This is a genomic window from Caballeronia ptereochthonis (genome assembly GCF_001545075.1).
Classification (GTDB): Bacteria; Pseudomonadota; Gammaproteobacteria; order Burkholderiales; family Burkholderiaceae; genus Caballeronia; species Caballeronia ptereochthonis.
Map to the genome: position 1 here is coordinate 35,019 of NZ_FCOB02000020.1, position 12,377 is coordinate 47,395.

Annotated in this window: 12 protein-coding genes; 9 read left to right on the forward strand and 3 right to left on the reverse strand. The window is 64.5% G+C overall.

Annotated elements, in window-relative coordinates:
* On the reverse strand, positions 1 to 1,425 hold the full coding sequence (locus AWB83_RS21095) for a UbiA family prenyltransferase (RefSeq protein WP_087047567.1): 1,425 nt from the start codon (positions 1,423 to 1,425) through the stop codon (positions 1 to 3).
* A gap of 667 nt (positions 1,426 to 2,092) precedes the next feature.
* On the opposite strand from AWB83_RS21095, the gene AWB83_RS21100 reads away from it, so the two are divergent.
* Positions 2,093 to 3,472: a glycosyltransferase family 87 protein gene (locus AWB83_RS21100; protein ID WP_087047568.1), complete on the forward strand. Its 1,380-nt coding sequence runs from the start codon at positions 2,093 to 2,095 to the stop codon at positions 3,470 to 3,472.
* Between the two features lie 209 nt (positions 3,473 to 3,681).
* On the opposite strand, the gene AWB83_RS21105 is transcribed toward AWB83_RS21100, so the two are convergent.
* Positions 3,682 to 4,038 carry a BON domain-containing protein gene (locus AWB83_RS21105; RefSeq protein WP_087047569.1) on the reverse strand — a complete coding sequence of 119 codons (357 nt, stop codon included), beginning with the start codon at positions 4,036 to 4,038 and terminating at the stop codon, positions 3,682 to 3,684.
* Between the two features lie 66 nt (positions 4,039 to 4,104).
* Positions 4,105 to 4,758, reverse strand: coding sequence for a TetR/AcrR family transcriptional regulator (locus AWB83_RS21110; protein WP_244197827.1), 654 nt, complete (start codon positions 4,756 to 4,758; stop codon positions 4,105 to 4,107).
* Positions 4,759 to 4,975: 217 nt separating this feature from the next.
* On the opposite strand from AWB83_RS21110, the gene AWB83_RS21115 reads away from it, so the two are divergent.
* The 8 genes from AWB83_RS21115 (at position 4,976) to AWB83_RS21150 (ending at position 12,364) form a co-directional block, all read left to right on the forward strand.
* Entirely contained in the window at positions 4,976 to 5,215 is a 240-nt protein-coding gene (locus AWB83_RS21115) for a hypothetical protein (protein ID WP_087047570.1), read from the forward strand.
* A 36-nt stretch (positions 5,216 to 5,251) separates the two neighbouring features.
* Entirely contained in the window at positions 5,252 to 5,440 is a 189-nt protein-coding gene (locus AWB83_RS21120) for a hypothetical protein (protein ID WP_087047571.1), read from the forward strand.
* A gap of 180 nt (positions 5,441 to 5,620) precedes the next feature.
* Entirely contained in the window at positions 5,621 to 6,820 is a 1,200-nt protein-coding gene (locus tag AWB83_RS21125; protein WP_087047572.1) for a CaiB/BaiF CoA transferase family protein, read from the forward strand.
* A complete protein-coding gene (locus tag AWB83_RS21130) occupies positions 6,820 to 8,079 on the forward strand; it encodes a CaiB/BaiF CoA transferase family protein (RefSeq protein ID WP_244197828.1) in 1,260 nt (419 codons plus the stop codon). The genes AWB83_RS21125 and AWB83_RS21130 overlap by 1 nt, the downstream gene beginning before the upstream one ends.
* 20 nt (positions 8,080 to 8,099) lie before the next feature.
* Positions 8,100 to 9,311, forward strand: coding sequence for a cytochrome P450 (locus AWB83_RS21135; RefSeq protein WP_244197829.1), 1,212 nt, complete (start codon positions 8,100 to 8,102; stop codon positions 9,309 to 9,311).
* A 44-nt stretch (positions 9,312 to 9,355) separates the two neighbouring features.
* Positions 9,356 to 9,553, forward strand: coding sequence for a ferredoxin (locus AWB83_RS21140; protein WP_087047573.1), 198 nt, complete (start codon positions 9,356 to 9,358; stop codon positions 9,551 to 9,553).
* 54 nt (positions 9,554 to 9,607) lie between these two features.
* Positions 9,608 to 10,837, forward strand: a complete 1,230-nt coding sequence (locus tag AWB83_RS21145; protein ID WP_208636785.1) for an NAD(P)/FAD-dependent oxidoreductase — start codon at positions 9,608 to 9,610, stop codon at positions 10,835 to 10,837.
* Positions 10,838 to 10,855: 18 nt separating this feature from the next.
* Positions 10,856 to 12,364, forward strand: coding sequence for an aldehyde dehydrogenase family protein (locus AWB83_RS21150; protein ID WP_087047575.1), 1,509 nt, complete (start codon positions 10,856 to 10,858; stop codon positions 12,362 to 12,364).
* Positions 12,365 to 12,377: the final 13 nt, after the last annotated feature.

Sequence of the window (12,377 nt, forward strand, 5' to 3'; positions counted from 1 at the left end):
TCAGATGGCCACGATCACGGTGCCCACGCACAATGCGAGAACGAGGAGACTCAGGCGATCCCGGATCGCGAAGACGATCGGGTCGTCATGCATCTGGCCACGAAAAGTCACCATCCAGATGCGGCTGATCCAGAAGAGTGCCAAGCCGAACAAGAACCATAGCGCTTGTTGATGCCGATAGAGCAGCGTGACGTCCGCGGAGTTCATGTAGAGCGCAAGCACCAGTACCGCGAGATAGCCGGACGCGGTGCCGAATGACCGCAGAATGCCCAGATCCTGCGTGAGGTAGGCGCGCCCCGCCGCTTCGCCGCTTTCAGAACGCTGGAGGAGTGCTTCGAGTTCCGCGTAGCGCTTGACCATGGCGAGACTCAGGAAAATAAGCACCGAGAACATGATCAGCCAATAGGACAGCGTGATGCCGCCCGCGGCGCCCCCCGCGGCGATGCGCGCGGTATAAAGCGCGGCGAGCACGAATACATCCACGAGCAGCATGCGCTTGAGCACGAACGAATAGGCGACGGTCGTTACGAAGTAGCACGCGAGCACGATAATGAAGTCGACCGGCAGCAGGACAGCAAGCGCCGCGCTCGCGAGCAGCAGAACGACGGTCAGCACAATCCCGACCATCAGAGGCAGCTCGCCCGATGCGAACGGCCGCTTGCACTTGCGCGCGTGACGCCGGTCGGCGTCGAGATCGAGCATGTCGTTCAGCAGATAGACCGACGACGCGCAGAAACAGAACGTGACGAAGGCGATGCACTCGGCACCGAGCACGCGCAGATCGGTGAAGCGGTGGGAAGCCAGCAGAGGCAGAAAGATCAGAAAATTTTTCACCCACTGGTAGACCCGCATTTCGCGCAGGACGAGACGCAGGAAAGAGCGCTTCTGCTCGAAGACCAGAGTCGTGTCGTTGACCTTCTTCGCCGCGCCGGCGATATGAAGATTGCCCACCACGATGGCCATGCGTGCAAGCTTCCATACCGGCACGTCGACGAGCGCGTTGCCGCAATAGTCGAAGCCGCGCTCGCCGAATTCGTCGCGCAACGCGCCGGCCTTGTCCGCGCCGGAGAAGTTGCGCGTCTCGTCGCTTGCGCGCACGCCCTTGAAAAAGCCGAAGTGAGTGGCGACCTGTTCGGCCAGACGGCGGTTCGCCGCCGTGCAGAGATAGAGATCCCTCCCGCTCGACGTCTCTTCGCGCAGGTAGGCGACCAGCTTCGCATCGTAGGGAAGCAGCGAAACGTCCAGCGCGACGCGCTCGGCAATCCGGGCCTTCAGATAGGCCCGTCCGCGCAGCAGCCAGACGAAACAGTAAAAGAGGTAAAGCGGATTGCGCTTGACGAGGACGAGAAATGACTCGGCGAGCAGATCCGCATGTGTCAGCGTGCCATCTAGATCCACGCAAATCGGGACATTCACCTGGGACATGCCTTACCTCTCAGGGATCGCTTTTAGGGAGTACCCGTAGTTATTCGGGCATCCGGATCATTCGCCCGCCGCCTCGCCTGGAACTGCGCCGATGGCCCGCTCATGCTACCGTCTGCAATGCCATCTTCGGTGCGGTAAACCACCATCGTTGTCAAAAATTCCAAGGGCTATGTGACGTCCGTCTGGAACGCTCGCGCGATTTCATAAGGGTTCGGGGCCGATGCAATGCTGGAGAATTCCATGCCAATGCCGTGGCCGCATGACGCGACGCTCGCGCCTTGCCTGCCGGAGAAACTTGATTCTTCATACTTCCGATGAGTCGGTTTTTGATTCGAACTCCAACTAAGGGATACTGACGAGATGACAGCGCGGCAATTGCGAGCGTCAAAACCGCGTCGCGACGCGCTCACGCGAGCGCCTAGTGAAGTGAAGAAAACGGCAGTGTCGGCATCGCGCATCATCTGGGCGGCTATCCTGCACTCGGGAAAGCCCGCGCGCCATCAGCGTTCGCTGGCCCACCGTCGAGGTCGTGGTTGGAGGACATCATGTGCACCGCGAACGCATCTCCGCGATGCGGCCTGGCGAACGTTCGTATATGGCGCTGTTCATCGTGGTGGGCAAGCCGCATTGATTTGATCGAGGGTTCTGGAGAACGGAGAAAGCGTCAATGGATTCGCAACAGACCGTCAGCCCGCAAGCCCGACCTACGCGCGCTTCTCCTCCGGCGGCTCGAACACGTGCACTTCTGCTTCGCGCCGCGCTCATTGTCTTCATCTTGCTGCCCACCGTGGATCTAGCCATTTTTGGCGTCCGGCGCTTGTGGCTCCATCTGGATTACGCATCCATGCTCGGCTACATAGCGATCTGGGTTCGTTCGATACTGTGGCACCCTATAGCGCTCGATGACTCCTGGGCTCCCATGCGTGCCGCGCTCGTGTGGCTGAACACGCATTCCGGCGACAACCTCTACCATCAACTCTTCTTCATCGAGCACATCAAGTTCCAGTATCCCCCGAGCAGCTTGCTGCCTCTGCGGATCCTGAACGACTTCTCCCTCGACGCCACCGATGCAGCGTTGAATCGCATCAATGCATGGGTGATCTTGCTCAACTCGGTGACGTGCGGGGCCCTCGCATTCGTGCTGGCGACGCGCTCGGAGATCAATGATCGATTCCGTTGGCATTGGGCGATCTTTGCGGCATTGGCGACGCTGTCATACTTTCCGTTGCAGAAGGCGTTCTCGCTGGGCCAGGTGCAGGTCTGGAACAACGCCTTGTTCGCGCTCGCCGCGCTCGCCTGGACTCTCAATCGACGGTTGCTGACGGGTTGCCTCATCGGGCTGATATGCCTGCTCAAGCCTCAGTTCGTGCTCTTCATTCTGTGGGGCCTGTTACGACGCGAATGGCGCTTTTGCGCCGGCTGGGTCGTTGTCGTGGCGCTCGGGAGCGCGGCTTCGCTGATCGTCTTCGGCCTCGATAACCATCTCGGCTACTTCACGGTTCTACAGGCGTTGTCGCGCACAGGCGAGGCGTTCATCGCCAATCAGTCGGTCAATGGCTTCTTGAACAGGCTGCTCGGCACGGATGCGACGCCCGAAATCTGGAAAGAGCATGGGTTCCCCGTGTATAGCACGGTTGTGTACCTAGGGACGTTATTGACGTCGGGAATCATGATCGCGGCCGCACTGCTCGTGCCGTTGCGCACGCGTTCACGGTCCGGGCTATTCGATTTCCTGTGCGGCGCGTTGACGTTCACCATTGCGTCGCCCATTGCGTGGGATCATCACTTCGGCATCATGCCCGCCGTCTATCTGGCGCTGATGCTGAGCCTGTCGAACTGTGCGCCATCGAAGGCACGCTCCATCGCGTTCGCCGTGCTGATCGCGTCATACTTCGTCACTGACTTCTGGCTCCGCGGATCGTGGATGCTGTGCGGTGTTCTGGCGACGCTGGGGCTCGTCCATTGGTCGATGTCGGGTGCAACGGTTCGCGAATCCGGAGGCCTTGCACAGGTCGGTTATCGGCCTGCTTCGGGTCCGCTTGTGTGAAGCCCGGCGGCTTTCCCGTGGCAGAGAGCGAAGCGGCGTTCCACGCGACAGAAACGTCCCGCGCAACCTTACCGCCGCGCTACTGGGACTGCCTACGCGTCACAGACCAGAATCGCGCGGCAGCCCGGTCGTCTCGCGCCGCCCGACCCGCCTTGACGCCTTGAGAAAACGGGCCTGGCGCCTCGCGCCATGCCCGCTTCGCATTCCCTCTACTGTCCCACCGGCCGCACCGTCAACGCGTTCCTGACCGATGTCACGCCCGCCACGCCTTGAGCGATCCGCGTGGCCTTGTCGACCTGCGTCTCGTCCGGCACCGTGCCCGCGAGCGTCACGGCGCCGCTCGCGGCGCGCACGGTAATGTTTCCGATGCTCACGTCCTTGGCATGAGCGAGGGCGCGCCGCACGTCTCTGGACAGCTTCCGGTTTGCGGCCTTGCTGCTCTGAACCGGTTTCGCCGCCGATGCCGCCGCCGCGCCCGAATCGCTCGCTGTTTGCGCGAGCGCGCCGGTCGACACGGTCAGAACCGCCATGCCGAAGAGAGTCACGACTGCTTTCTTGATCTGCATCTGAGTGTCTCCATTCCTGTCGTCGTTAAAGCCAAGAGGTCCAAAACCAACTGCGGTGGGAAAGCGTCACGGCGCGGTGCTGAGCGCACTCCAGACCACACGCGTCGCGCGACGGAACGCCGCGAGATTCGGCGTGTTCTGTCCGGCACGTCGCAGGAACACGATGAGCCCTTGCCAGTGCGAGTAGATCAGCGCGCCGCGGATATGACACTCGCTCTCGCCGAGCTTCGGGTTCATCTGCGCGACGATGCCGCTGAAGAGTGACTGAAACTCGCCGCTCACGGCGACCATCATGTCGCGCACGGTTTCGTGATGCTCCGCGAGGCACCAGACCTCCAGCGCGAACGGGCTCACGACATTGTCCGGTCCGGTGAGGACATCGAAGGTTTCGTCGAGCAATGCCTCGAGTCGGGCCTCGGGAGCTCTCGACCCGTCCTCGGCAATCTGCCTGAAGCGGCTCAGATAACGCTTGGCCAGTTCTTCGATGGTCGCCTGCAAGAGCGAGTCGCGGCTGCCGAAATAGTGTTGCAGCGTCGCGAGGCGCACGTCGGCGGCCGCAGCCACCCGCCGCTGCGTGAAGCCAGAATTGCCTTCGGTGGCGAATACGCGGATGGCTGCTTCGAGAATTTCGGGCACGCGCGTCTCGCGTCTTCCGCGCTGCGCGCCCTTTGCGTCCTTCTCGACTGCATCGTTCAGTGCGATGGTCAGGGATTTCATCATATTAGGTCATGTGACCGATAGAAAGTGAATGCAGGTTCGGTCTTCTGACCAATTATACGCACCTTTTGAATCAGTCTATCCCGCACTGCTGGGAGCGGAAAATTTAGGGATTTCATGTAGGTGAAAAGCCTGATCTTCCGAGCCTTGATTATTGGTCAGCTGACCATTATTGTTTGGTCAACGGACCAATTAACGAGCGTGGTCGGAGGGGCGGGAAATGAACCATCGTACGGATTCCCTGCACGGGATCGTCGACAAATGGCTCGGGCCGGCAGCGGCGATGCCCGCGAAGATCGTGCGTGAACGGGCAGGCGAGCGGCGCTGCGTGAGGATCGAAGTGATGCGCGCCGCGGACATCCTGTCGATGCGCTTTTTTCGGCATGGCGACGGTTCATGGATGGTGTTTCCGCCCGAACGCCGTCGTCCGTGCATGGGCGAGCGCGCGTCACACGCCTGACTCTCGGAACAGGAACGGAACGAAGCGGAGGCACGGATGGACCTCGACATGCATGCCGTGAAACTCAGACGCTGGATCGATCGGGCGATGGTTCCCGCGTTACGTGGCGCGAGGGACTGGCTGCTCTATATCTGCGCCGCCAGCCAGATGGCGGACCTGACCGGCATGCCGGTCGATGGGAAGACGGTCGACCGTTATCTCGGCCGCGAGCGCAAACGCTACTAACCGTCTGTCCATGCCAAAACCGCCCGTCAGTTCTTGACACTGACCGGACAGCGATGCAGTATCGCAGCCATGAAGATCAAAGGTTCATCCAATGACTTTTTCAATGAGCGGCATGAATAATCATTCGGCCGGCGACGAACGCGCACGCGTCGCGGCACGCGCAAAACAGGAGGAGCAACGATGAAGAGCGCACTTGAGGGTCTCAAGGTCCTCGATTTCACGCAGATGATGAACGGCCCGTTCGGCACCATGCTGCTGGGCGATTTCGGCGCGGACGTCATCAAGGTCGAGCCGCCGCAGGGCGACACGATGCGTCTGACCGGCGAGACCTTCCTCGGCGACGATGCGGTGTACTTCCTCACCCTGAACCGCAACAAGCGCAGCATCGTGATCGACCTGACGACCGGGCAGGGCCAGCGTCTCGCACAGAAGATGGCCGAGCAGGTGGATATCGTCGTCGAGAACTTCCGGCCCGGTGTGGCCGAAAAGCTGGGCATCAGCTACGAGAAACTCTCGGCGGCCAATCCGCGCCTGATCTATTGCTCGACCTCCGCGTTCGGCCGCACCGGCCCGGACAGCATCCGGCCGGGCATGGACCCGGTCGTGCAGGCGATGTCCGGCATCATGCAGCTCACCGGTGACGCGCAAACCGGCCCGCTCAAGACGGGCATGCCGTATGCGGACCTCATCACGCCGCTGCTCTCGACCATCGGCGTGCTGGCCGCCGTCGAGGCGCGCAACAAGACCGGGCGCGGCCAGCGCATCGATCTCTCGATGATCGACGCGACCATCTTCAGCATGATTCCGCGCGACGCCTATTACTTCGCGACGGGCGAAACGCCGGGACGCATCGGCAACGCGCACTGGCAGATCGTGCCGTACAACACCTATGCGACGTCCGACGGCCGTCACATCATGGTGATCGCCCACACCGACAAGTTCTGGCGCGTGCTCGCCGACGCGGTGGGCGCGCACGAACTGCTCGCCGACGAGCGTCTCGCCACGAAGGAAGGGCGCCTCGCGCATCGCGATGTCGTCGATGCCGGGCTTGCGGCCGCGTTTGCGAAGATGCCGCTCGCGCACTGGAACGAGACGTTGCTCGAGGCGCACGCCATGTTTTCGCCGGTGCTCAACTTCGAGGAAGTCTTCGAGGATCCGCGCGTGCAGCGGGACCTCGTCGCGGAACTGGATCATCCGACGGCCGGACGCTTCAAGGTGGTCACGAACCCGATCCGTCTCTCCGACACGCCGACGGCCATCCGCCGTCCGCCGCCGACGGTCGGCCAGCACACGGAAGAGATATTGCGCGAGTTCGGCATCGAGCCGGACGAGCTCGTGCGCGCGCCGGACGACTGCGCCGCATCGGCGGGAGCGCAGTGATGAGCGAGACAACGGACGCCACGATGCACTCGACCGGAAGCGGGCTGCCGCCGCTCATGAAGCACGAGCCGCCGCTGAAGGGTGTGCGCGTGCTCGATCTGTCGCGCGTGCTCGCCGCGCCGTTCTGCGCGATGATGCTCGCCGATCTGGGCGCTGAAGTGATCAAGGTGGAGCATCCGAAGGGCGGCGACCAGACGCGCCACTGGGGCACCGCCATTCAGGGCGGCGAGCGGACGTACTACCTGGCGATCAACCGCAACAAGCAATCGGTCGCGATCGATTTCTCGAAGCCGGAAGGCGTCGCGCTCGTGAAGGCGCTCGCAAGGCAAAGCGACATCCTCGTCGAGAACTATCTGCTCGGCACCCTCGAACGTTACGGACTCGGCTACGAAGCGCTCAAGGCGGAGAATCCGAAGCTGATCTACTGCTCCGTGAGCGGCTACGGCCGCACCGGACCGAGCGCGGCGCGCCCCGGCTACGACTCGGTCATTCAGGCCGAGAGCGGCCTCATGTCCATCACGGGCGAGCCGGACGGCGAGGCATCGAAAGCGGGCGTGCCGATCTGCGACATCACTGCCGGCATGTACGCGACGCAGGCGATTCTCGCGGCTTTCGTGCGGCGCCTGCGCAACGGGCACGGCGAAGCGATCGACATCGCGCTCTTCGACTGCACGCTCGCGAATCACGTATCGGTGGCCGCCAACGCGCTCCTGCTGAACAAGGCCCCCGGCCGCTACGGCAACAGTCACGCGGACATCATTCCGCAAGGCCTTTATCACGCGGCCGACGGGCCGCTCATGTTTCACGTCGGCAGCGACCAGCAGTTCGCGCGCTTCTGCGCCGACGTGCTCGGGCTCCCCGGACTGGCGCAGGACCCGCGCTTTCTCGACAACGACGGCCGCCGCGCCAATCGCGATGCGCTCGACGAGATCATGTCCGCGCGCTTCCTGACGCGCTCGCGCCGCGAATGGCTGCCGCTGTTTCGCGCGGCGGGCGTGCCGGCCGGACTCGTGCAGAACGTGCTCGAGGCGCTCACGTCCGATGAGGCGCGCGCGCGCGAAATGGTGTGCGAGATCGACCATCCGACCGCGGGCCGCATCAACCTGGTGAATTCGCCGCTGAAGCTCAAGGAAAGCTCGCTCGCGCAGCCCAAGGCGCCGCCGCTGCTCGGCGAGCACACCGACCGCGTGCTCGGCGAGCGGCTCGGACTCGAGTCGAGCGCCATCGAGCGTCTGCGCGCCGCGCATATCGTCTACTGAAGAACGAAGGAGACCCCGCCATGCAAGATCCAACCGCCGCACCCGCGTTTCCGATGCGCCGGTGCCCGTTCGCACCGCCGCCGGAATACGACGAAATCCGCAAGCAGGCAGGACTGTCCCGGGTCACGATGCCCGACGGCACGAAAGCGTGGATCGCGACGCGTTATGAAGACGTGCGCGCGATTCTCGGCGACAACCGCTTTTCCACGGTGCCCTCGACGCCGGGTTATCCGTTCATCGCGCCGGCGCGTGCGTCGCTGCTGATGAACGAGCATCCGCCGACCATCATCCGCATGGACCCGCCGGATCACACGCGCTATCGCCGCATGCTGACCAAGGAGTTCATGGTGCATCACGTCGAAGCGATGCGCCCCGAACTGCAGAACACCGTCGACGTGCTGCTCGACGAGCTCGAGGCGAAGGGCTCGCCCGCCGACCTGTTCGAGGACTTCGCGCTCGCGGTGCCGACCACGGTCATCTCGCGCATCCTCGGCGTTCCCTACGAAGACCGCGCGTTCTTTCAGGAGCGCAGCAAGGCCAAGCTCGATCTGACCGCGGACCCGGAAGTGCCGGTGCGCGCAGGCGCCGAGATGCGCGACTACCTCGACAGGCTCATCACCGAAAAGATGCAGGACCCGGGCAACCGCAGCGATCTGATCAGCCGCCTGGTGACGAGCCAGGTCGTGCCCGGCCACATGACGCGCGAGGAAGCGCTCGCGACCATCGAGCTGCTGCTCATGGGCGGACACGAGACCACGGCGAACATGATCGCGCTCGGCACGCTCTCGCTGCTGCTCAACCCGGCGCAGAAGGACGCGCTCGTCGCCGATCCATCGCTCGTGCGCAACACGGTCGAGGAGATGCTGCGCTTTCACACCATCGTGCATTACAACGGGCCGCGCGTCGCGCTCGAGGATGTCACCGTGGCCGGCACGCAGATCAAAAAGGGCGAGGGCGTGCTCGCGCTCATCAGCGCGGCGAATCGCGATCCGAAGATGTTTCCCCAGCCCGACGAGTTCGACATTCATCGCGATGCGCTCCATCACGTCGCGTTCAGCTACGGCGTGCATCAGTGCCTCGGCCAGCCGCTCGCGCGCGCCGAACTGCAGATCGTCTTCACGACGCTCTTCCAGCGCCTGCCGAAGCTGCGGCTCGCGGTGTCGCCCGAGGAGATCAGCTTCCGCCATGACGCGTTCGTGTACGGCGTGGACGCGCTGCCGGTCGAGTGGTGAACCGGCGTTCGCAAACAGTCAGCAGAAACAGCAAGGAGACGGACATGAGAATCAAAGTCGACGCAACCAAGTGCATCGGCGCGGGCCTGTGCGTGGTCGCAGCGCCGCAGGTGTTCAGCCAGAACGAGGACGACGGTCTCGTCGTCGTGCTGCAGGAAAATCCGCCGCCCGAGCTGCACGCCTCGGTTCGCGAGGCGGCGCGCCTGTGCCCCGCGCTCGTCATCACGTACGAGGAAGAATGAAGTCAGCCTTATTTGGATGCGTTCGATCGGGGTCGTGAGATGACGGAAAGAGGCGTGGTGATCATCGGTGCGGGGCAGGCGGGCTATCAGCTCGCGGCCTCGCTGCGCGAAGCGGGATATACGCGGCGCGTCGTCCTGATAGGCGAGGAGCCGGATCTGCCGTATCAGCGTCCGCCGCTTTCGAAGGCGTTTCAGAGCGGCGCTTGCGAAGCGGAGCATCTGACGTTTCAGCCAGAGGCGTTCTATGCGAAGGCCGCCATCGAGCTGATGCCGGGCGTGCGCGTGCAGCGCGTCGAGCGCGAAGCGCGATGCATCTTCACCGCGGATGGCCGGCGCATCGATTACGACAAGCTCGTCTTCGCCACCGGCGCGCGCAACCGCACGCTCACGGGCACTCCGGACGCAAGCGGGATATTCGACCTGCGCACGCTGCACGACGCCCGTGCGCTGCGCGCGGCGCTCGGCAGGGCGCGCGGGGTCGTCATCATCGGCGCGGGCTTTCTCGGGCTCGAGTTCGCCGCCGTCGCCGCTGCGCAAAGCGTGCCGGTGCAGGTGATCGAAGCCGGCCCGGCCCCGATGAGCCGCGTGGTGAGCGCGCCCGTCGCGCAGGCGTTCCGGGCGCACCACGAGGCGCTCGGCACGCGCTTCATCTTCGATGCGAGCGTGCGCGCGATCCACGCGCAGGACGGGCGCGTGAGCGGCGTCGAACTGGCGGACGGGAAGCATATCGTGGCGGACCTCGTCCTGATCAGCATCGGCGTGGTGCCGAACGTGGAGCTGGCGCGGGAGGCGGGGCTTCCGACCGCGAACGGCATCGTCGTCGACGACGCGCTCGCGACCGGCGATCCACACGTCTTCGCGCTGGGCGACTGCGCGTCGTTCCCGTCACGCTTCGCGGACGGACACTGCCGGATCGAATCGGTGCAGAACGCGGTCGACCAGGCGCGCTTTCTCGCCGCACGCCTCGCGGGACGCGACGCGGACCCGCTGCGCACGTTCGACGCCGTGCCGTGGTTCTGGAGCGATCAGGGCGGCGCGAAGCTGCAGATCGCGGGCCTCGGCATGCTGCGCGCCGACGAGATCGTGCTGCGCGGCGACCGCCCCGGCATGAAGTTCTCCGCCTACGGATTCGCGCGCGGCCGCCTGATCGCGGTGGAGTCCGTCAACCGGCCGGTCGATCACGTCGCGGCGCGCCGTCTCATTGCGGCGGGCGCGCCCGTCACGCCGGAACACGTCGGCGATGCCGCCCTCGATCTGCGCACGCTGCTCGAACCGGTCACCTGAACACGAGGAATCCACTTTATGTCGACTGTTTTGTCATCCTCCCGTTATGCGTCCCTCGGTGCGTCGAGCGCGCGCTTCATCGGCTCCGCGCATCGCATGCTGATCGACGGGCGCTGGGTCGAGGCGCATTCCGGCAAGACCTTCGATGTTTTCGATCCGGGCACGGGGCAAGTCGTCGCGCGCGTGCCGGAAGGCGGCGCCGAGGACATCGGCCTCGCCGTGAGGGCCGCGCGCCGCGCGTTCGAAACGGGGCCGTGGCCGCGCATGAAACCCGCCGAGCGCACGCGCCTGCTGATGAAGCTCGCCGATCTCATCGAAGCGCACGGCGACGAGCTCGCCGAAATCGAAGCGGTGGACAACGGCAAGCCGCTCGCCGTCGCGCGGCGCGGCATCGCGGGCACGGCCGAGATGGTGCGCTACATGGCGGGCTGGGCGACCAAGCTCAACGGCGAGACGGTGGATGTTTCCGTGCCCGGCGAATGGCATGCGTATACGTCGCGTGAAGCCGTGGGCGTGGTTGGGCAGATCATTCCGTGGAATTTTCCGCTGTCGATGGCGATCTGGAAGCTCGCGCCCGCGCTGACCGTCGGCTGCACCGTCGTGCTGAAGCCGGCGGAACAGACGCCCCTCAATGCGCTGCGGCTCGGCCACATCATCGAGGAAGCGGGCTTTCCGCCGGGCGTCGTGAATATCGTCACGGGCTTCGGCGCGACGGCGGGCGCCGCGCTCGCCGCGCATGAAGATGTCGACAAGATCGCCTTCACCGGCTCGACTGCGACGGGCAAGCGCATCGTCGAGGCGTCGCTCGGCAATCTCAAGAAGGTTTCGCTGGAGCTGGGCGGCAAGTCACCCGTGTTCGTCTTTCCCGATGCGGACCTCGAGCGCGCGACGCCCGCCGCCGCCAATGCGATCTTCTTCAACGCCGGCCAGGTGTGCTCGGCGGGCTCGCGCCTCTACGTGCACAGGAAGGTGTTCGACCGCGTGGTCGAGGGCGTGATCGGGCACGGCGACCAGCTCGCGGTCGGGCACGGCCTCGATCCGGCGAGTCAGATCGGGCCGCTCATCTCGCGTCAGCAGCAGGAGCGCGTGGAACGCTATGTCGCGCTCGGCGAGGAGGAAGGCGCGCGGCGGTTTGGCGCGCCGCGCGTGTTCGATTCCGACGGCTATTTCGTCGCGCCGTCGGTGTTCGTGGACACCGCGCCGGACATGGCGATCCGCCGCGAGGAGATCTTCGGTCCCGTGGTCTGCGCGATGCCTTTCGACGACGACGATCTCGAGGGCATCGCCGCCGAAGCGAACCGGACGGAATTCGGTCTGTTCGCCGGCATCTGGACGCGCAATCTGTCGCTCGCGCACAAGCTCGCGCGGCGCATCAAGGCGGGCTCTGTGTCGGTCAACGCGCACATGGTGAACGAGCCGGCGCTGCCGTTCGGCGGCTACAAGCAGTCGGGCTGGGGACGCGAGCGCGGCCGCGAAGTGCTGGACCTGTACACCTCGGTGAAGAGCGTAGCCGTGAGTCTCGACTGATCCCGGACGCACA